This is a genomic window from Amycolatopsis sp. NPDC114504, assembly GCF_055633595.1.
In genome coordinates, this window is sequence record NZ_JBVKDU010000006.1 from 828,597 (window position 1) to 848,835 (window position 20,239).

Consider the following 20,239-nt stretch of genomic DNA (forward strand, 5'->3'; position numbering starts at 1 on the left):
AATGGCAAGAAGAACGGTACTCACGTAATCGACCACCTAACCGCGAAAAGGGTGGGTGCCACGTCGAAAACGCTACCTACGGTCGTGGTGCCGCCCCACCCCTAACGGCCCCACAATCAGCGGGTCAGGGCGGCGACCAGCGCGCGCGGCGCCGGCAAGGCAGCGATTTCGTCCCGCAGCGCGGTCGCGGCGGCACTCAGCGAAGCCAGCTCCCCGACCTGCTCGGCCGACCCCACGAGCCCGGCCCCGACCGCCGCGATCCGAGCGCCGATCGCCGTCTCCGTCAGGGAAAGCTGGGGCACCCCGTGCGTCGCCGCCGCGAGCGCGAGCGTCGCGTCGCCGTCGTGGACGAGGGCCGTGCACGTCGGCAAGAGCGCTGCCGGCGGTGCGGTGTCGACCAGACGGACGTTGGGTGGCATCGAGACGCCCTCCAGCGCGGAGTCGGTCGCCCAGACCACCTCGGCCGGCAAGCCGGCGACGGCGTCGAACACCGGCCCGGCCAGTGACGTGTCGGTGAGCGAGAGCAGCACCCGGCTGCGCCTTGCCTTGCGGCGCAGCCACTCCGGCACCACGACCGGCCCGAAGTAGGGCACGTGCCGGACCGGGCGCACGTCCGACGCGTCCCGCAGCGACGGCGGCACCGTGTCGAAAGTGCCCGGGCCGGAGGCATCGAGCGGGCCCAGCAACCGGACCGTGTCGACGCCGGCGACCGGGGCTCCCGGGGAGGAGACGACGACGTCGGGGCCCCACAGCGCGGCGAACTCCTTCAGCGCCGCGGACTCCGTGTCCTCGGTTCCGAGGTCGACCGCGACGCACCCGGTGCTGAGGATCTCGCCGACGAACGACGCCCGTCCGGCGATCTTCACGTCGTGGCCCGCGGTGCGCAGCGCCCACGCCAGCGGGACCAGGTTGTGCAGCCGCGCGGGCGACGGCGGAGCGGCCAGGAGAACGCGCATGGGATCCACTCCAGAAAAGGAAACCGGGCCGGCCCGGTGCGGATAGTCGAATTCGAGACTATCCGCGCCGAACCGGCCCGCGAACCCCTACAAAATGATTACTGCCCCGGCAACGTCACCGCTTCGATCGGGCTGCGCCGCATCGCCAGCCGCGCGGAAAGCGCGGTGACCGGCCAGACGATCAGGAACACCGCGGCGATGACCGCGAGGAACACCCAAAGCGGGCCGACCGGCACGATGGTGCCGGACGAGAGCGCCATGGGAATCACCGTGAACAGCGAGATCCCCGTCCCGAGCACCAGGCCGAGCACGGCCAGGATGCCGCCCTCGATCATCAGCATCGACCGGACCTGTCCCCGCCGCGCACCCGCCAGCCGCTGCACGCCGAACTCGCGACGCCGCGAAAGCACCGCCACGGCGAGCGTGTTCACCGCAGCGATCGCGGCGTACGCGATCGCGAGCACGGCCAGCAGGAAGTGGATCATCGCCTCGATGTCGGCGCTCGCCGCGAAGCTTTCCGTCACCGCGTCGGAATCCCCGACGACGGCTCCGGGCCAGCTTGCCGTCGCCGCGGTGACCGCCGAGACGACCGCCGCCGCGTCCTGGCCGTCCGCGGCACGCACCAGCAGCCTGCTCGCCACGCCCGACGTCGTGTGCGGGGCGAGGAGCGCGGCCGGCAGCACGATGCTCGGGTAGCCCGACGGGCTGTCCAGCAGCGCGACGATCTTCACCTTCACCTGCGCGCCGTCGCCGAGGCGCATGGTGATCTGGTCGCCGAGCTTCAGGTCCAGGTCGTCCGCGATGCCTTCGGGCAGCGCCACCGTCTCACCGGTGAGCTCGCCCAGCGAACCGGACGTCACCGGCGTCGCCAGCACCCCGTTCGCGTCCCGGACGTCGAGGCCGAGCAGCCGGCCGGGGTCGCTGCCGTTGCCGTCGTAGGGCTCTTCGATCCAGCCCTGGCTGGTCACCAGCGGCGACACCGACCCGACGCCCTTCGCCTGCCGGACGGCGTCGGCCAGCGCCGGCGAGACCGCCCCGGTGCCACTGGTCACCACCGCGTCGGCCTGAAGCTGGTCGGCGTAGGCACCGATGATGGCGTGCTGTTGCGTGGTTTCGGCGTACACGTTGCCGAGCGCGACCGCCGTGGCCAGCGTGATCGGCGTCAGCACGGCGGCGAACGCCACCGCCCGCGTCCGCGAGTTGATCACCGCGAGCACCGCGTCCCGGCCGCCGATCCGCCGGATCAGCGGGCCGAAGCGGGTGGCGACGAACGCCATCAGCTCCGGGCCGATCAGCGCGACGGCGATCGAGCCGGTCAGCACGGCGGGACCGCACACGGCCGACGCGATGTCCACCGGCATGAACAGGGTCGCGACGGCGAGCAGCACGGTGACCCCGGCGAACACCTTCGCGCCGAAGCGGCGCACGTCGTTCACCTTCGCGGGCGGGATGGACGCCTCGACGAGCGCCTGCAGCGGCCGGGCCCGCGCCGCCGGCAGCGCGGCGAACCACGCGGCGGCGAACGAGATGCCGAGCGAGAGCACGAGACCGCCGCCGAAGGCGATGATCCCCTGCTGGAACTCCAGCTGGGGCGGCAGCATGCCGTTGCCCGTCGTGAAACCGAAGATCTCCGTGCCGAGGAAGCGGCCGCCGGCCAGCCCGATGAGGGCACCCAGCGCCGCCACCACCATCGTCTCGGCGAGCACCATGCGGTGCACCTGACGCGGGGTCGCGCCGGTGGCCCGCAGCAGCGCGAGCTCCTGCTGCCGCTGCCGCACGGTGAGACTGATCGTCGCCGACACCACCAGCGCCATGACCACCAGGACCATGCCGCCGAACACGCCGGCGAGCAGGATCAGGGGCAGCTGGGCGCCGTCGATGCCGGGGAACTCGGCGGACCCGCGGTCCGCGCCGGTCAGCACGTTCAGCCCGGGCACCTTTTCGGCGATCCGGCCGGCGAGCTCGCCGGCGTCCACGCCGTCGGCGGGGAAGATCCCGGCCAGGTCGACCGTGCCGGGGTGCACCGAGAACTGCTGGGCGTCGGCGGGTGAGAAGAACAGGGCCGGTCCGACCGTGTCCGCGTGCGCGATCCCGGTGACCACGAAGTCACGCGGCGGCGCGCCGTTCACGGCGATGCCGACCTGGCCCCCGGCGCGGACACCGGCAGTCGCGGCCGAAGCTTCGTCGAGCACGACCTGGCCCGTGGCTTGCGGCTGCGCACCGTCCACAAGGGAGTAAGGCGCCAGCGCGGCCGAGTCCCAGCCGTGCCCGGCGAGCGGAGCGTCGGCGCTCTGCGGGCCGGACCCGGTGACGACGACCGCGGCGAACGTGGTGTCCGGCACGACCTGCCGCACGCCCGGCACGGACGCGAGCTGGGCCAGCTGACCCGCCGGGATGCCCGAGCGCTCCCCGTAGGGAACGACCTGCGACTCCTCGTCCGGCAGCTTGAACCCGGCCGAACCGGTCACCACGACCGGCGCGGCCGCCAGCCGCTGCGGCTGGGCGTCGAGCGACAGCGCCGTCTCGAACAGGCCGCCGCACGCGATCAGGAGCGAGCAGCCGACCAGGACCGCGACCAACGTCGCCAGCGAGGCGGCCGCGCGGAACCGCAGGCTGGCCAGCGCCATCCGCAGGACCACCCGCCGCGGGCTCACTGCCGCCCCCTCGCCTGCTTGGCCCGGGCACCGAGCCGCGCCAGCTCCGCCGCGACCATCTCGACGGCCGGGGTGGCCATCTTGGTCACGATCTGCCCGTCGACCAGGAAGAGCACCTCGTCGGCGAACGACGCGGCGACCGGGTCGTGGGTGACCATGACGATCGTCTGGCCGGCGTCGGCCAGCTCGCGCAGGAGCCCGAGCACCTCGAGCGCGGTGGTCGTGTCCAAGGCACCGGTCGGCTCGTCGGCGAAGGTGACCGCCGAGCGGCCGGCGAGCGCGCGGGCGATCGCCACGCGCTGCTGCTGGCCACCGGACAGCTCGCCGGGACGGTGCCGGACCCGCTGTGACAGGCCGACCCGCTCGACGACCTGGGCGATCCACGCCCGGTCCGGTTCCTTGCCGGCCAGCAGCATCGGGAGGGTGATGTTCTCCTCGACGTTGAGGGCGGGCATCAGGTTGAACGACTGGAACACGAACGCCACGTGCTCGCGGCGCAGCTCGGTCAGCTGGGTTTCGTTGCGGCCCTTGAGGTCGACGCCGACGAGCGTGACGCTGCCCTCGTCGGGCCGGTCGAGCCCGGCGGCGCAGTGCAGCAGGGTGCTCTTGCCGGAGCCCGACGGGCCCATCACCGCGGTGAAGCTGCCGGCGGGGAACTCCACGCTGACCCCGGCGAGGGCGACCACGCCGCTCTCGCCGCGCCCGTACGTCTTCTTCACCGAGTCCAGCCGGACGGGCGACCCGGTGGTCGTCAAGGTAGTCATCCCCGCGCGATCCGTTCGTTCGAGCGGTTGCGGGTCGCGAGGTACCAGGGCACCACGATGACCGCGCCGCCGATCAGCGGCCAGATGAAGAACGGCGAGTGCAGGCTGAGCGTCGCGAAGCACATGATCAGCCAGATCAGCAGGTGAATGCCGGTGCCGGCGAGCCACACGATCGTGACCACCTTGAGGGCCGTGCGCCCCCCGGTCGTGGAACCGTCTGTCGTCTCGGCCATCTCGGCCCCCCACTCTCAGGTACGGATAAATCTGTGTATGGGTTGCACAGTTTAACGCAGTCCTGCTCCGAGGGGAACCCGGACCCCGGTGACCGGGAACAGGGGTCGCCCCTACTCGGTCAGCCGCATCCGGCGGTCCCGCTCCCGTGTGGACCACAGGCCGAGCACGAGCAGGCCGCCGCCGAGCACCGGCCACAGCACCCACGGGCCGTCCCACTGGCCGCTGACCATCCCCAAGGTCAGGTAGACCACGACGTTGACGAGGCTGACCACGACCCAGACCGCCAGCCCGACCCGCGGGGCGGCCTCCAGGATCGGCGGGACCGTGGAGCCGGACCGCCCGGAGACGGCGCTGTCCAGCTCAGCGTGGGTGGTGGCCACCCGGACGCGCGCGAGCCTGACCTCGGCGTCTTCGCACCGGCCCTCGGCCCGATCGTGTTCGATCCGCGTCGCGGCGAGCTTGCGATCCAGCTCGGTGACCCGCGTACGCTCCGGCCACAGGAGCCGGCCGACGGCCGTGGCCACCGGCCTGTTCTCGCTCACGTCGCTCGCCCTCCGCCCAAATCAGTGTAAGACTCTCACAGTTTACTGCCGGAGCACTCGCCAGGGAAGACGCACCATGCTGGACAGGGACACGACACCGGAGCTGCCCCCCGGGATGACGCTGGCCTGGGGCGGCACGCCGCCGCCCCGCCGCGGACCCAAGCCGTCGCATTCGGTGGCGCAGATCGTCGCGGCGGCGGTGGAGCTCGCCGACGCCGACGGCGTCGCGAACGCCTCGCTCCCGAACATCGCCCACGAGGTGGGCGTGACGACCAACGCGCTGTACAGGTACGTGAGCTCCAAGGAGGAGCTGACGGTCCTGCTCGCCGACGCGGGCTGGGGCCCGCCACCGCCGGGGCTGGCGTCCTCGGGCGACTGGCGGGCCGACGTCCGCGACTGGACGCGGGCGGTGCTCGACCGCCTGCTGAGCCGGACGTGGCTGCTGGACCTGCCGATGCGCGGCGACCCGGTGACGCCCAACCGGCTGGCCTGGACGGAGCTGCTGCTGCGCGCCTGCGCCGCCGCGGGCGTCCGCGGCGAGCACCTGCTCGGCTGCGAGACGATGGTGTCGGGATTCGCGACGGCGGCGGCGGTCCGGCTGGCCACCCCGGCGTCGGCCGCGGAGGCGTCGGCGGTGCGGGAGCACCTCGGGTTCCACCTTCCCCGGCACGGCTCGGCCGAGCTGGCGGCGCTGGTGTCCGACGGCCGGTACCCCGTCACCGCGGAGGACCGGGAAGCGTTCTTGACCGCCGGGCTCGAGCCCGTGCTGGCCGGTGTGGCCGGGATGGCGAGCATCTTCTGACCGGGGTCTGCCGCGGCCGGTCGTGAGTGAGAAACAGGGTTAGAACACTGTTTCTCACTCACGACCGCGTCAGTCCAGGCCGGCGAGCCAGTCGGCCACCGTGGCCGCCGTGGTCGGGGCGTCGGTGTCGATCAGCGTGAAGTGGTGCCCCTTCGCCGTGCGGACCTCGTCCGCGTGGGACCACGTCGTCTGCCAGTTGCGGGCGTCCGCGTCGAACGGCTCCCCGGCGCGGACCAGCAGCGACGGCGTCGAGATGCCGCTGATCGCGATGTTCGGCAGCAGGTCCATGTACCGGGCCATCGCCGTCAGCTTCGCGCGGTCGAACGAGCCGTACTGCGACTCGTTCGCCAGCATGCCCTTGGCCAGGTCCGCCGCGCCGTCACCGATCGCGTCGTCGCCGTTGATCACGTACGTGTCCAGGAGCACGGTGCCCGCCGCCGGGGTTCCGCCGCGCTCCAGGCACTCCGCGACCGCGTGCACCAGGATGCCCGCCGACGAATACCCGAGCAGCGCGAACGGCCGGTCGCCGGCGGACTTGCGGAGGCTCTCCGCCAGCACCTCGACGATCGCCTCCGGGGTCGACGGCAGCGCCTCCCCCGGCAGGAACCCGGGCATCGGCACGGCGTGCAGCTCCCGGCCGTCGCCGAAGCCCGCGGCCAGCTTCGCGTACTGGTAGACGCCGCCGGTCGCGACCGGGGTGCTGAAGCAGAACAGCTCCACCCCGGCCGTGCCTTCCTTGAGCCGCACCGGAGCCGGCAGGCCGTCGATGTCGGCCGGTGAGGTGAACGCCGGACGGAGGTTGGCCACCGCCGCCAGCATGCTGAGCCCGTCCTCGACGCGCCCGGCCCGCACCGCGTCGGCGAAGACGTCCGCCAGCGCGTCGGGTTCGCCGGCCGGGGCCACCACCACGTCACCGTCCAGTTCGGACAGCAGGTGCGCGGCCAGGCCCGCCGGGGTCTGGTGGTCGAAGACGACGGTCGGCGGCAGCCGCAGCCCGGTGTCCTCGTTGAGCCCGTTGCGCAGCTCGACGGCGGTCAGCGAGTCCAAACCGGACTCCAGGAAGTGCCGCTGCGCCTCGATCGCGCTGCCCCCGGCGTAGCCGAGCAGGCCCGCGGTCCGGTCCAGGACCAGGTCGAGCACGGCCCGTTCCCGCCGCAGCGGTTCGAGCCCGGCCAGCCGCTCCTTCAGCGACGGACCACTCGTCGACGCCGTCCGCCGCGTTTGCGGCACCAGCGCCCGGAACGCCGGCGGGACGTCGCCCGCCGCCGAACCGGTGTCGACCTTCATCGGCACCAGCAGGGCCTCCGGCCGGGCGACGGCCGCGTCGAACAGCGCCAACCCTTCCTCTGTGGACAGTGGTGCCAGGCCGGTGCGCGCCATCCGCGTCCGATCCACTTCGGACAGTCCCGCGGTCGCCTCCCACAGCCCCCAAGCGAGGGACTGCGCGGGCATTCCCTGGGCACGCCGGTGCGCGGCCAGTCCGTCGAGGAAGCTGTTCGCGGCGGCGTACGCACCCTGACCGGCGTTGCCCAGGAGCCCGGCGACCGACGAGAACAGCACGAACGCCTTCAGGTTCGACGTCAGCCGGTGCAGGTTGATCGCCGCGTCGACCTTGGGCCGCAGGACGGCGGCCAGCCGCTCGGGGGTCAGGGACGGCAGCGTCGCGTCGTCCACCACGGCCGCCAGGTGCACCACCGCGGTCACCGGGTGCTCGGCGAGCACTTCTGCCAGCGCATCGGCGTCGGCGGCGTCGCACGCGGCGACCGTGACGTCCGCACCCAACTCGGTCAGTTCCTCGACCTGGCCGGGAGCCGCGCCCCGGCGGCTGACGAGCACCAGCTTCCGGACGCCGTGCTCGGTGACCAGGTGCCGCACCAGGTGTGAGCCGAGCGCGCCCGTGGCTCCGGTGACGAGCGTGGTGCCGTCGAACGTCGACGTGGGTGCTTCGGTGGACGGCGCGAGCCGGGTCAGCCGACCGCCGTACGCGACGCCGTTCCGCACCACGAGCTGCGGTTCCCCGGCGGCCACGAGCTGCGGCAGCAGGTCGGTGGAGTCGGTGTCGAGCAGGACGAACCGGCCCGGGTTCTCCGACTGCGCCGAGCGGATCAGGCCCCACACGGCCGCGCCCGCCAGATCGGTGACGTCCTCGCCGTCGAGGGCGACGGCGCCGCGGGTGCGCACGACCATCGTGGCCTGCGACTCGCGCACCCGGTCCAGTACCAGGGTCAGCGTGTCCTGCACGGAGTCCGAAGTGGACACGTCGACGATCTCGAAGTCGGTGGCCGCGGTCGCGGGCACGGGGACCGGTTGCCACGCCCAGCCGTGGAGCGAGCGCGGCGGCCGGACCACCGAGACGTCCGTCGCCCCCGCCCGCAGCACGAGCGAACCGACGGAAGCGACCGGGCGGCCCGTCTGGTCCGCCAGTTCCAGGGACACGGAGTCAGCGCCGAGCGGGACGACCCGGACCCGCAGCCGGGACGCGCCCGCCGCGTGCAGCTCGACACCCGTCCACGCGAACGGCAGCCCGCCCGCGACCGTGACCGTGTCGCAGAGGCCGATCGCGTGCAGGGCCGCGTCGAGGACGGCCGGGTGCAGTCCGAACCCGCCAACGGCCTCGGCTGCGACGACCTCCGCGAACACCTCGCCGTCGCGGGTCCAAGCCGCGGACAAGCCCTGGAACGCGGGTCCGTAGCCGAGCCCGGCGGCGGCGAAACCTTCGTACAGCCCGTCCAGGGAAACCGGCTCGGCATCGGCGGGCGGCCAGGCCGTCAGCCCACCCGGCTCAGCACCAGCAGCGGGCGCCAGGACACCAGCGGCGTGCCGGACCCAGAGGTCGTCGGCCTGCGAGTACACCGCGACCGCGCGGTGGCCGGAAGCGGCCGGCTCGTCGACGACGACCTGCAGCCGCACCTTGCCCAGCGTCGGCAGCACCAGCGGCGCTTCCAGGGTCAGCTCGTCGAGCCGCGGGCAGCCGGTCTCGTCGCCGGCCCGCACGGCCAGTTCGACGAAGCCCGCGCCCGGGAAGACGATCGTGCCGCCGACAGTGTGGTCCGCCAGCCAGGGGTGCGTGTGCACCGAGATCTGCCCGGTCAGCACCACCTGCGTCGAGCCCGCCACCGCGAGCGCGGCGGAGACCAGGGGGTGTTCGGTCGAATCGAGCCCGGTCGCGGCGAGGTCGCCGGTCGCGTGCAGGGCTTCCATGTCGACGTCCGGCCAGTACCGGCTGCGGTGGAAGGCGTACGGCGGCAGCGCGACACGCTCGGCGCCGCGGAACAGCTTCGCGCCGGCCAAGCCGAGGCCGTGGGCGAAGAACCGTCCCGCCGCCAGCTGCGCGCCCCGGACCTCTTCCTGGGTCTTGGCCCGCAGGGTGATCACGACGGCGTCGCGCGGGTCCCCGGCCAGGCAGCTCTGGGTAATGGCGGCGAGGGTGCCGTCGGTGCCGAGTTCGACGTACCGGCTCACGCCGGCGGCTTCAAGGGCGTGGACGCCGTCGAGGAACCGGACGGACTGCCGGCAGTTCGCGACCCAGTACTCCGGGTCGGTCCAGCGTTCCGGATCGACCGCCGTCCCGTCCACTGTGGACACGACGGGGATCCGGGCGGGCTCGTAGGTGAGCTCCTCGGCGATCTCACGCAGCTCGTCCAGGATCTCGTCGAGCAGCGGCGAGTGGATCGCCTGGCTGATCACCAGCCGCTTGGTGCGGCGGCCCTGTGCCTTGAAGTGTTCGGCGATCGCGAGGACGTCGGACTCGTCCCCGGAGACCACCAGGGACGTGGGGCCGTTGATCGCCGCGATCCCGCAGGCGGCGGTGAGCAGCGGCGTCACCTCGTCCTCGACGGCCTCGACCGCGACGACGGCGCCGCCGGACAGCTCCTGCATCAGCTGGCCGCGGTGGGCGACCAGTTTGACGGCGTCCTTCAGCGAAAGCACCCCGGAAACGTGGGCCGCGGCGATCTCGCCGACGGAGTGCCCCATCAGCACATCGGGACGCAGGCCCCACGACTCGACCAGGCGGTAGAGCGCGACCTGCATGGTGAAGAGCGCGGCCTGGGTGAACGCCGTCCGGTCGAGCAGCTGGGCGTCGGCCGAGCCCTCCTCGGCGAACATCACCTGACGCAGCGACCGGCCGAGGTGGCCGTCGAACAGCGCGCTCGTCTGCGTGAACGCGTGCTCGAAGACGCCGAACGCGGCGCACAGCTCGCGGCCCATGCCGGGGCGCTGGGTGCCCTGGCCGGGGAACAGGAACGCCGTCTTGCCGCCGCGGGCGGTCCCGCGCACGACGGCCGGCGAGTCCTCCCCGGCGGCCAGCGCGGTGAGCCCGGCGACGAAGTCGTCTCCGACCACCGCGGCGCGGTACGGCAGCACCGGCTCGCGCACGGCCAGCGAGAAGCCGACGTCGAGGGGGTCCAGGTCCGGGTGCTCGTCGAGGTGGGTCAGCAACGCGGCGGCCTGCAGCGGCAGTGCCTCCGGCGTGCGCGCGGTCAGCAGCCACGGCGGGAGCACCGCGGGCCGCTCCCCCGCGGCACGCACCGGCTCGACCGCTTCGGCCGGCGGGGCCTGCTCCAGGATCACGTGCGCGTTGGTGCCGCTGTAACCGAAGGCCGAGACACCGGCGCGGCGCGGGTGTCCCCGGTCGGGCCACGGGATCGTCTCGGCGAGCAGCCGCACGGCGCCCGCGGACCAGTCGACGTGCGGCGACGGGTCGTCGCCGTGGCGGGTCATCGGCAGCTCGCCGTGGCGCATCGCGAGGATCATCTTGATCACCCCGGCGACACCCGCGGCGGCCTGGGCGTGCCCGATGTTCGACTTGACCGACCCCAGCCACAGCGGCTCGTCGTCGGACCGGTCGCGGCCGTAGGTGGCGAGCAGCGCGTTGGCCTCGATCGGGTCGCCCAGCGTGGTGCCGGTGCCGTGGCCCTCGACGGCGTCCACTTCGGACGTCGTCAGGCCCGCGAGCTTGAGGGCGCGCTTGATCACGCGCTCCTGCGAGGGACCGTTCGGGGCGGTGAGGCCGTTGGACGCGCCGTCGGAGTTCACCGCGCTGGAGCGGACCACGGCGAGGACCTCGTGCCCGTTGCGCCGGGCGTCGGAGAGCCGCTCGACCACGAGCAGGCCGACACCTTCCGCCCAGCCCACGCCGTCGGCCGCGGCCGAGTAGGCCTTCGTCCGCCCGTCGGTGGCGGTGCCGCTGTTGTCGAAGTGCACGAACGGCTCCGGCGAGACCAGCGCGGCCACGCCGCCGGCCAGTGCCAGCGAGCAGTCACCCTGGCGCAGCGCCTGGACGGCCAGGTGCAGTGCCACCAGCGACGACGAGCACGCGGTGTCGATCGAGACGGCGGGCCCCTCGAGCCCGTAGGTGTAGGCGACCCGGCCGGACACGACGCTGCCGAGCGCGCCGGAACCGCGGAAGAGGCCGTTGTGCTCGACCGTGCCGAGCGGGCCCGGGTCGTAGTCGGACTGCATGACGCCGGCGAACACGCCGGTGTCGGTGCCCTTGAGCGACAACGGGTCGATGCCCGCGGACTCGCACGCCTCCCAACACGCTTCGAGGAGCATCCGCTGCTGCGGGTCCATCATCACGGCTTCGTTCGGGCTGATGCCGAAGAAGCCTGCGTCGAAGTCGGTGGCGCCGGTGACGAACCCGCCGTTGGGCTCCTTGCCCGCGGCGGAAGCCATGCCGAGCCAGTAGTCGAGGTCCCACGAGCGGTCCTCGGGGAACCGCGAAGTGCCGTCCCGGCCGGCCGCGACGAGCTCCCACAGCTCGTCCGGCGTGGTGACGCCGCCGGGGAACCGGCAGGCCATGCCGACGATCGCGATCGGCTCGTCGGTGCTCGCGACGACGGTGGTTTCCGCGGACTCGGCGGCGTCGTCGAGCTCGCCGAGCAGCGAGTCGTGCAGGTGCGCCGCGAGGTCGCCCGCGGTCGGGTAGTCGAAGACGAGCGTCGCGGTCAGGCTCAGGCCGGTGGCCTCGTTGAGCGCGTTGCGCAGCTCGACCGCGGTCAGCGAGTCGAAGCCGAGGTCCTTGAACGCGCGGTCGGCGTCGACCAGGTCGGCCGAGCCGTGGCCGAGCACCGCGGCCGAGTGCTGGACCACCAGGTCGAGCAGGTGGTCGCGGCGCTTGTCCGCGGGGAGCCGGATCAGCTTGCCCAGCAGCGAATCCGCGCCGGCCTCGCGGTCGGACACCGTCCGCCGCGACGCCGGGACGAGGCCGCGCAGCAGGTCGGGGACACCGCCCGCCGCGTCACGCAGGGCGGGCAGGTCGAGCTTGATCGGGACGTACTCGTCCCCCGCCGCGCCGACCGCGGCGTCGAACAGGGCCAGGCCCTCTTCCACGCCGAAGGCGCCGAGGCCGCGCTTGCCGTGGGTTTCGCCGGCCATGCCGGCCGCCGACTCCCACATGCCCCAGGCGAGCGAGTGCCCCGGCTTGCCCTCGGCGCGGCGCGCCGCGGTGAGCGCGTCCAGGAAGGCGTTGGCGGCGGCGTAGTTGGCCTGGCCCGGCGCGCCCAGCACGCCGGCGGCCGAGGAGAACGTGACGAACGCGGTGAGGTCGCCGGCCAGCTCGTGCAGGTGCCAGGCGGCCAGTGCCTTCGGGTCGAAGACGCCGTCGATGCGCTCGGGCGTCATCGAGGCGAGGACGCCGTCGTCGAGCACACCGGCCGCGTGGACGACGGAGTTCACCGGGTGCTTCTTGAGCAGGGCCCGGACCTTCGTACGGTTCGCGAGGTCGGCGGCCACGACGACCGCCTCGGCGCCCAGCTCGGCCAGTTCGGCGACGAGTTCCGCGGCACCCTCGGCGTCCGGGCCACGGCGGCTGACGAGGACGAGGTTCTTGACGCCGTGCTGTCGCACGAGGTGCTTCGCGACGAGCTTGCCCAGCGCGCCGGTACCGCCGGTGATGAGCACGGTTCCCCAGTCCGGCGGGTCCCCGGCCTCCGGGGTGGCGCGGGCCAGGCGCGGCACGGTCACCTGGTCGCCGTCGACACGCACGGACGTCTCGTCGGCGACGGCGATCGCGGCGAGCTGCTCCGGCGTCGCGGCGCCCTCGACGAGCACGAGCCGGCCCGGGTTCTCGACCTGGGCCGAGCGGACGAGCCCGGCGACGGCGGCGCCGGCCAGGTCGCCGTGGGTCACCACGAGCAGGCGGCCGTCGGCTTCCCGCACTGTGGACAGTGCACTGTGGACGGCTTTCTTCGCCGCGGTGGCCGTCGTTCCCGGCTTGACCTCGTACACCGTGAAGTCCGCATCGAAGGCTTCCGGCAGGGTCGTGGGCACCCAGTCGACGCGGTAGAGGGAGTCGGTCCCGCCGGGCTTTGCGCGAGCCGCGGCGAGCTGTTCCTCGCTGATCCGGCGCAGGCTCAGCTGCCCGACGCGGGCGACCGGCGCTCCGGCCGAGTCGGCCAGGCGCAGCTCGACCGTCTGCTCGCCGGTCGGGCGGACGTGCACCCGCAGCGACGCCGCGCCCGCGGCCAGCAGCTCGACGTCGGACCAGGAGTACGGCAGGGTCGTGCCCTCGCCGGCGGCGCTGCTCAGGCCGACGGCGTGCAGGGACGCATCGAAGACCGCGGGGTGCAGGCCGAACGCCTCGGCGCCGAGCCGCTCCTGCTCGGGCAGGGCGACTTCGGCGAAGATGTCGTCGCCGGACTGCCAGGCCGCGCGCAGGCCCTGGAAGACCGGGCCGTAGGCCATGCCGGCCTCGGCGAGCAGGTCGTACATGCCGTCGAGGTCGACGACCTCGGCCCCGGTGGGCGGCCACACGCTGAGGTCGAACGCCGCGGCAGCCGTGGCCGGCGCGAGCGTGCCGTCGGCGTGGCGGGTCCAGCCGCCGGTCGCGGCGAGGTCGTCCGGTCGCGAGTGGACACTGATCGGGCGCGACCCGTCGGCGGCGGGCTTGCCGATCCGGACCTGGATCCGCGCGGCGCCCTTCGCGGGCAGCACCAGCGGGGCGTGCAGGGTCAGGTCGCGGACGCGGCCGCAGGCGGCCTCGTCGCCGGCGCGGACGGCCAGCTCGACGAAAGCCGTGCCGGGCAGCAGGACCGCACCGCCGACGACGTGGTCGTTGAGCCACGGGTGGGTGGCGGCGGAGATCCGGCCGGACAGCACCAGGCCGTCGGCGTCGGCCAGCAGCGTGGCCGCGCCGAGCAGCGGGTGGTCGACCGGGTCGAGGCCGAGCGAGGAGAGGTCACCGGAGTCGGACGAGACCTCCAGCCAGTACCGCTGGCTCTGGAAGGCGTACGTCGGCAGGTCGGCCCGGCCCGCGCCGCGGGAGGCGAAGTGCTTCGCCCAGTCCGGCACGACGCCCCGGACGTGCAGGGTCGCGAGGGCGGCGGCGAGCGCGACGTCCTCGGGGACGTCCCGGCGCTGCGCCGCGACGGCGACCGCGGTGTCGGCGGACTGCGGGACGGCGGCGGTCAGCGGCGCGTCCGGGCCCAGCTCCAGGAACCGGTTGATGCCCTCGGCAGCCAGCGCGCGCACAGCGTCGGCGAACCGGACCGGCTGCCGGACGTTGCGCACCCAGTACTCGGGGTCGGTCAGCTCGGCGGAGACCTCGGCGCCGGTGACGCTCGAGATGACGGTCAGCTCGGGCTGCGCGTAGGTGAGGCTCTTCGCCACGGCGCGGAACTCGGCGAGCATCGGCTCCATCAGCCGCGAGTGGAACGCGTGCGAGACCTTCAGCCGCGTGGTCCGGCGACCGGCGTCGACGAACTTGTCGCCGACCGCGATGACGGCGTCTTCCGCGCCGGAGATGACGACTGATCGCGGGCCGTTGACGGCCGCGACGTCGACCGTCCCTTGTGGATCGTGGGCCGCGACTTCGTCGGGAGTCCCTTCGACGGCGACCATCGCCCCGCCTGCCGGCAGGGCCTGCATCATGCGGCCGCGGGCGGCGACCAGCTTCGCGGCGTCGGCAAGGGACAGCACGCCGGCGCAGTGCGCCGCGGCCAGCTCGCCGATGGAGTGGCCGCACACGGCGTCCGGGACCAGGCCCCACGACTCGACGAGCCGGAACAACGCGACCTCGAAGGCGAACAGGGCCGCCTGGGTGTTCCCGGTCTGGGACAGGGCGTCCGCGTCGGTGTCGATCACCTCGCGGATCGGGCGGTCGAGGTGCCGGTCCAGCTCGGCGCAGGTCTCGGCGTACGCCTGGGCGAACACCGGGTACTTCGCCAGCTCGCGTCCCATGCCGGGGCGCTGGGAACCCTGGCCGGAGAACAGGAACGCGGTGTTCGTCTCGCCACGGGCGACGCCGGTCAGCGCGCCGGGCTCGCCGTCGGCGAACGCGCGCAGCGCGGCGAGCAGCTCGTCACGGTCGCCGGCCACGACGGCGGCGCGGTGGTCGAGGTGCGTGCGCCCGGCGGCCAGCGTCGCGGCGACGTCGAGCAGCGCGGCGGGGGTCTCGTCGAGGGTCGTGATCAGCCGGGTGGCCTGGGCGCGCAGTGCCTGCGGCGTCCGGCCGGACAGGACGAACGGGATCGCGGCGTCGTCACGCGGGGTCTCTTCGACGGCCTCCGGGTCCGGGGCCTCTTCGAGGATGACGTGCGCGTTGGTGCCGCTCAGGCCGAAGCACGAGACGGCGCCGCGGCGCGGGTGGCCGTTGCGCTCCCACGGCCGTCGCTCGGTGAGCAGCTCGACCTGCCCGGCGCTCCAGTCGACCTGCCGGGTCGGCTGGTCGACGTGCAGCGTCTGCGGCAGCACCTCGTTGTTCAGCGCCAGCACGATCTTCAGCACGCCGGCGACACCGGACGCGGCCTGCGTGTGGCCGACGTTCGACTTCACCGAACCCAGCCACAGCGGCGAGTTCTCGGGACGCCCCTGGCCGTAGGTCGCGAGCAGCGCGCCCGCCTCGATCGGGTCGCCGAGCTTGGTCGCGGTGCCGTGCGCCTCGACGACGTCGACCTCGTCGGGGCTGACGCGGGCGTTGGCGAGCGCCTGACGGATCACGCGCTGCTGGGCGGGACCGTTGGGGGCGGTCATGCCGTTGGACGCGCCGTCCTGGTTGATCGCGGTGCCGCGCACGATGGCGAGCACCGGGTGGCCGTTGCGGCGGGCGTCGGAAAGCTTCTCCACCAGCAGCATCCCGCAGCCCTCGGACCAGCCGGTGCCGTCGGCGGAGTCGGCGAAGGCACGGCAGCGGGCACTGCGGGCGAGCGTGCCGTCGAGGCTGAACTCGACGAAGGTGCGCGGCGTCGACATCACCGAAACGCCGCCCGCGAGCGCGAGCGAGCACTCACCGGAGCGCAGCGCCTGCACGGCCATGTGCAGCGCGACGAGCGACGACGAGCACGCCGTGTCGATGGTGACCGCGGGCCCTTCGAGGCCGAAGGTGTAGGCGAGCCGGCCGGAGATGACGCCGGAGGAGCCGTAGCTGCCCTGGTAGTTGTGGTACATCGTGCCGGCGAAGACGCCGGTGGGGCTGCCCTTGACCGAGTGGGGCGCGATCCCCGCGCGTTCGAAGGCCTCCCAGGAGGTTTCCAGCAGGAGCCGTTGCTGCGGGTCCATGAGCAGGGCTTCGCGCGGGCTGATGCCGAAGAGGTCGGCGTCGAAGTCCAGGGCGTCGTGGAGGAACCCGCCTTCACGCACGTAGCTCGAGCCCTCGCGCTCGCCGGACGGGTCGTAGAGCCGGTCCAGGTCCCAGCCGCGGTTCGCGGGGAACTCGCCGATCGCGTCGACGCCGCCGTCGAGGATCCGCCAGAGCTCTTCCGGGGTCGTGGCGCCGCCCGGGAACCGGCAGGCCATGCCGATGATCGCGATCGGTTCCCGCGCGGCTTCGGTCAGCCGCCGGTTCTTCTCGCGCAGCCGTTCGCTCTCCTTGAGGGAGGCACGGAGCGCACCGACCAGCTTGTCTTCGGAGTTGCCCACGAGTCCTCTTTCCTTCCACGTCGCCTGCGCTGGAAAGGGGGATCGCGCGCCCCCACAGCAATGCGATTGACGATACGAGCGCGTCGCGGGCGCACCCACCCCTAATGGCCCCGGACAACGCGGGAATCGCGCCCCTAGGCCGCCGGCCCGCTCCCCCGCCAAGGTCCGCTTTAGACGGTCTTTAGGGGTTGTCGGTCGCCGCGAGCGGATGTCAGATTCCGGGAAGAAACTTCTGTTGCTCGTTGATGCCGTGCGACGGCACTTCCATCAGCACCAAGACTGGGGATCCGTTATGCGCAGGAAAATTAGCAAGCTGCTGGTCGTGGGAGCGCACGGCGACGACGAGACGCTCGGCGCGGGCGGCACCATCGCCCGGCTCGCCGACGAGGGCGTGACGATCGCGCTCTGCATCCTCACCAACGACGACGGCTCACGGTCGGCGAACGGCGCCGGGGTCGTCAACCGCACCGCCGCGATCGAGCTGGCCGCGAAGACGCTGGGCATCGAACGCGTGCGCATCCACGAGTTCGGGGACAACCGCCTCGACACCGTCAGCCACCTCGAGCTCAACCGGATGGTGGAGAACGAGGTCCGGGACTTCGAGCCCGACACGATCCTCACCACGAGCATGTGCGACCTGAGCACCGACCACGCGCTGGTCAGCCGGGCCGCGCGGGTCGCGGGCCGGCCGGGCAAGGGCAGCGTCCAGGAGGTGCGGACCTTCGAGATCCGCTCGGCCACCGACGTCGGCGAGGCGTCCGGGCTGCCGGTCACCTTCCGCCCCAACTGCTGGCAGCGCCTCGAGGAGACGCACATCGAGCGCAAGATCGAAGCCCTGCGCGCGTACGGCAAGGAGCTCGAGCCCTGGCCCCACCCGCGCAGCGAGCGGGGAGTCCGCGCCCTGGCCGAGTACCGGGGTTCGCAGATCTCCACCGAGCTCGCCGAAGCCTTCGAAATCGTCCGGGTCGTGCACTGACCCTTCCACCGCGCGAGAAACGGGTGAACCGCAATGACGAGTACTGTCGCTGAACACGAAATCCTGGCCGAACTGAACGAGCTGACCTCCGTCGCGGTGATCGGGATGGGGTACGTCGGCCTGCCGACCGCGCTGGGCCTGCACGAAAGCGGTGTCGCGATCATCGGCATCGACCTCTCGCAGAACCGCCTCGACGCGATCCGCACCGGCGAGGTCGACCTGATCGAAGCCGACCACCGCCGGCTCGAGAAAGCCGTGCACCAGGAGGACTTCCAGCTCACCGCCGATCCGGAGCGGATGGCCGAGGCCGACGCGGTGCTGGTGTGCGTGCCGACCGGGCTGGACGAGTACCTGCTGCCCGACCTCGGTCCGCTGGAAAGCGCCTGCACGGCCGTGATCGCGCACGCCAGGGCCGGCCAGACGCTGATCCTCACCTCCACCAGCTACGTCGGCACCTCCGAGCGGATGCTGGTGAAGCCGCTGGTCGCCAAGGGCTTCAAGATCGGCCGCGACATCTTCGTCGCGTCCAGCCCCGAGCGCATCGACCCCGGCAACGTCACGCACACGCAGCAGGAGACCCCGCGTGTCCTGGGCGGCGTGACGCCGGCGTGCACCGCGATGGCCCGGCGCGTCATCAACCTCCTGACCCCGCAGGTGCACTGCGTCAGCTCGGCCGAGGTCGCCGAACTGACGAAGCTGTACGAGAACACGTTCCGCGCGGTGAACATCGCGCTGGCCAACGAGTTCGCGGAGATCAGCGACGGCTTCGCGATCGACCCGATCGAGGTGATCGACGCGGCGGCGAGCAAGCCCTACGGCTTCATGGCCTTCCACCCCGGCCCGGGCGTCGGCGGCCACTGCATCCCGTGCGACCCGCACTACCTGCTCTGGCAGCTGCGCGCGACGCAGCACAACGCGCCGCTGGTCACCCAGGCCATGCACGCCATCGCCGAACGTCCCAAGCAGGTCGTCGACCGCGTCGCCAACACCCTGTCCCGCGACGGGAAGGGCCTGGCCGGCACGCGCGTGCTGGTGGTCGGCGTGACGTACAAGCCCGGCGTCCAGGACGTCCGGTCGTCGTCCGCGCTGGACATCATCGACCTGCTGGCGGCCAAGGGCGCGAAGGTCGGCTACCACGACCCGCTGGTCCCGACCATCCGCGTCACCGGCGGCCAGCTCGACAGCGTCGTCGAGCCGGACGGCGACGACTGGGACGTCGCGCTGATCCACACCGTCCAGCCCGGCCACGGCTACGACTGGCTCGGCGACTGCCCGCTCGTCATCGACGCCACCTACCGCTTCGACCCTTCGCTGTTCGCGAACTGAGAGGAAATCCGACGTGCGTTACCTCATCACCGGCGGCGCCGGCTTCATCGGCTCCCACCTGACCGAGCACCTCCTGGAGCGCGGCCACGAGGTCGTCGCGCTCGACAACCTCAGCACCGGCACGCTCGACAACCTCGCCGGCGTCCGCGACCGGCCGGGCTTCCGCTTCGTGCGCGGCTCGGTGACCGACCCCTCGGCGGTCGAGGCGTGCATGGCCGGCATCGACGCGATCTTCCACCTCGCGGCCGCGGTCGGCGTGTTCACCATCCTCGACAAGACGATGGAGAGCCTGCGCACCAACCTCCACGGCACCGAGACGATGCTGGACGCGGCGCTGCAGCACGACGTGCCGATCCTGGTGGCGTCCACGAGCGAGATCTACGGCAAGAACACCGCCGACGGCCTCACCGAGGACGCCGACCGGATCATCGGCTCGCCGCTGAAGAACCGCTGGTCGTACGCGGAGGCGAAGGCGCTGGACGAGACGTTCGCGTACCTGTACGCGGTCGAGCACGGCCTGCGCACGGTGATCGTCCGCCCGTTCAACACGGTCGGCCCCCGCCAGACCGGGCGGTACGGCATGGTCATCCCGCGCTTCGTCAAGCAGGCTTTGGCGGGCGAGCCGATCACGGTGTTCGGCGACGGCCAGCAGACGCGCTGCTTCTGCCACGTCCACGACGTCGTCCCGGCACTGGTGGCGCTGCTGTCCGACGAAACGGCGTACAGCAAGGTGTTCAACCTCGGCAGCACCGAGCAGACGACGATCGCCCAGCTGGCCGAGCGCGTGATCTCGGCGACGGGCTCGGCGAGCACGATCGCGAAGGTGCCGTACGAGGAGGCGTACGGCGACGGGTACGAGGACATGCAGCGCCGGATCCCGAACTGCGAGAAGGCGTTGGGGCAGATCGGCTTCTCCCCGACCCGCACGCTGGACGACATCATCGCCGCGGTGGTGGCGGACCAGCGCGGTTCCTGACCCCGGTTGTGCTGAAGGGGCCTTTTCCCGCTTGGGGTGCGGGGAAGGGCCCCTTCCGCGCGTTCGGGGCCGGGGTCGATCGGCCGGGCTCTGCTCGACGTCGTGACCCGCTCATGCGCTTCCGGCCGCGCGCCCGACCCCGGCAGAGCCGC

9 protein-coding genes and 1 pseudogene are annotated in these 20,239 nt (G+C 72.7%); 4 read left to right on the plus strand and 6 right to left on the minus strand.

Annotated features, from left to right (window positions below; translation table 11 throughout):
- Window positions 1–116 precede the first annotated feature (116 nt).
- The 5 genes from ACZ7PG_RS45605 to ACZ7PG_RS45625 all read right to left on the minus strand — a co-directional run bounded on the left by ACZ7PG_RS45605 (window position 117) and on the right by ACZ7PG_RS45625 (window position 5,150).
- The gene (locus ACZ7PG_RS45605) at window positions 117–956 is read right to left on the minus strand and encodes a nucleotide disphospho-sugar-binding domain-containing protein (protein WP_470245446.1); all 840 of its coding nucleotides are present in this window, start codon (window positions 954–956) and stop codon (window positions 117–119) included.
- A gap of 98 nt (window positions 957–1,054) precedes the next feature.
- A complete protein-coding gene (locus ACZ7PG_RS45610) occupies window positions 1,055–3,610 on the minus strand; it encodes an ABC transporter permease (protein WP_470245447.1) in 2,556 nt (851 codons plus the stop codon).
- A complete protein-coding gene (locus ACZ7PG_RS45615; protein WP_470245448.1) occupies window positions 3,607–4,374 on the minus strand; it encodes an ABC transporter ATP-binding protein in 768 nt (255 codons plus the stop codon). The genes ACZ7PG_RS45610 and ACZ7PG_RS45615 overlap by 4 nt, the downstream gene beginning before the upstream one ends.
- Entirely contained in the window at window positions 4,371–4,607 is a 237-nt protein-coding gene (locus ACZ7PG_RS45620) for a hypothetical protein (RefSeq protein WP_470245449.1), read from the minus strand. Before ACZ7PG_RS45620 ends, ACZ7PG_RS45615 begins: the two co-directional genes overlap by 4 nt.
- 111 nt (window positions 4,608–4,718) lie before the next feature.
- Window positions 4,719–5,150 carry a hypothetical protein gene (locus tag ACZ7PG_RS45625; RefSeq protein WP_470245450.1) on the minus strand — a complete coding sequence of 144 codons (432 nt, stop codon included), beginning with the start codon at window positions 5,148–5,150 and terminating at the stop codon, window positions 4,719–4,721.
- Window positions 5,151–5,226: 76 nt separating this feature from the next.
- Between ACZ7PG_RS45625 and ACZ7PG_RS45630 the strand changes: the two genes are divergently transcribed.
- On the plus strand, window positions 5,227–5,952 hold the full coding sequence (locus ACZ7PG_RS45630; protein WP_470245451.1) for a TetR/AcrR family transcriptional regulator: 726 nt from the start codon (window positions 5,227–5,229) through the stop codon (window positions 5,950–5,952).
- Window positions 5,953–6,021: 69 nt separating this feature from the next.
- Here the strand turns inward: ACZ7PG_RS45630 and ACZ7PG_RS45635 are convergent.
- Window positions 6,022–16,809 (minus strand): annotated as a pseudogene (locus ACZ7PG_RS45635) (SDR family NAD(P)-dependent oxidoreductase); the annotation flags it as partial.
- Between the two features lie 292 nt (window positions 16,810–17,101).
- Between ACZ7PG_RS45635 and ACZ7PG_RS45640 the strand changes: the two are divergent.
- Genes ACZ7PG_RS45640 through ACZ7PG_RS45650 form a run of 3 tightly spaced genes read left to right on the plus strand, consistent with a single transcriptional unit; the run spans window position 17,102 to window position 20,087 of the window.
- The gene (locus tag ACZ7PG_RS45640; RefSeq protein WP_470245452.1) at window positions 17,102–17,785 is read left to right on the plus strand and encodes a PIG-L deacetylase family protein; all 684 of its coding nucleotides are present in this window, start codon (window positions 17,102–17,104) and stop codon (window positions 17,783–17,785) included.
- Window positions 17,786–17,818: 33 nt separating this feature from the next.
- Window positions 17,819–19,111, plus strand: coding sequence for a nucleotide sugar dehydrogenase (locus tag ACZ7PG_RS45645; RefSeq protein ID WP_470245453.1), 1,293 nt, complete (start codon window positions 17,819–17,821; stop codon window positions 19,109–19,111).
- Between the two features lie 13 nt (window positions 19,112–19,124).
- Window positions 19,125–20,087 carry an NAD-dependent epimerase/dehydratase family protein gene (locus ACZ7PG_RS45650; RefSeq protein ID WP_470245454.1) on the plus strand — a complete coding sequence of 321 codons (963 nt, stop codon included), beginning with the start codon at window positions 19,125–19,127 and terminating at the stop codon, window positions 20,085–20,087.
- Window positions 20,088–20,239: the final 152 nt, after the last annotated feature.

Bases quoted from the DNA above. Each gene is read 5' to 3' on its own strand.
- ACZ7PG_RS45605 (WP_470245446.1), bottom strand. From the start codon at position 956: ATGCGCGTTCTCCTGGCCGCTCCGCCGTCGCCCGCGCGGCTGCACAAC.
- ACZ7PG_RS45615 (WP_470245448.1), bottom strand. From the start codon at position 4,374: ATGACTACCTTGACGACCACCGGGTCGCCCGTCCGGCTGGACTCGGTG.
- ACZ7PG_RS45620 (WP_470245449.1), bottom strand. From the start codon at position 4,607: ATGGCCGAGACGACAGACGGTTCCACGACCGGGGGGCGCACGGCCCTC.
- ACZ7PG_RS45630 (WP_470245451.1), top strand. From the start codon at position 5,227: ATGCTGGACAGGGACACGACACCGGAGCTGCCCCCCGGGATGACGCTG.
- ACZ7PG_RS45640 (WP_470245452.1), top strand. From the start codon at position 17,102: ATGCGCAGGAAAATTAGCAAGCTGCTGGTCGTGGGAGCGCACGGCGAC.
- ACZ7PG_RS45645 (WP_470245453.1), top strand. From the start codon at position 17,819: ATGACGAGTACTGTCGCTGAACACGAAATCCTGGCCGAACTGAACGAG.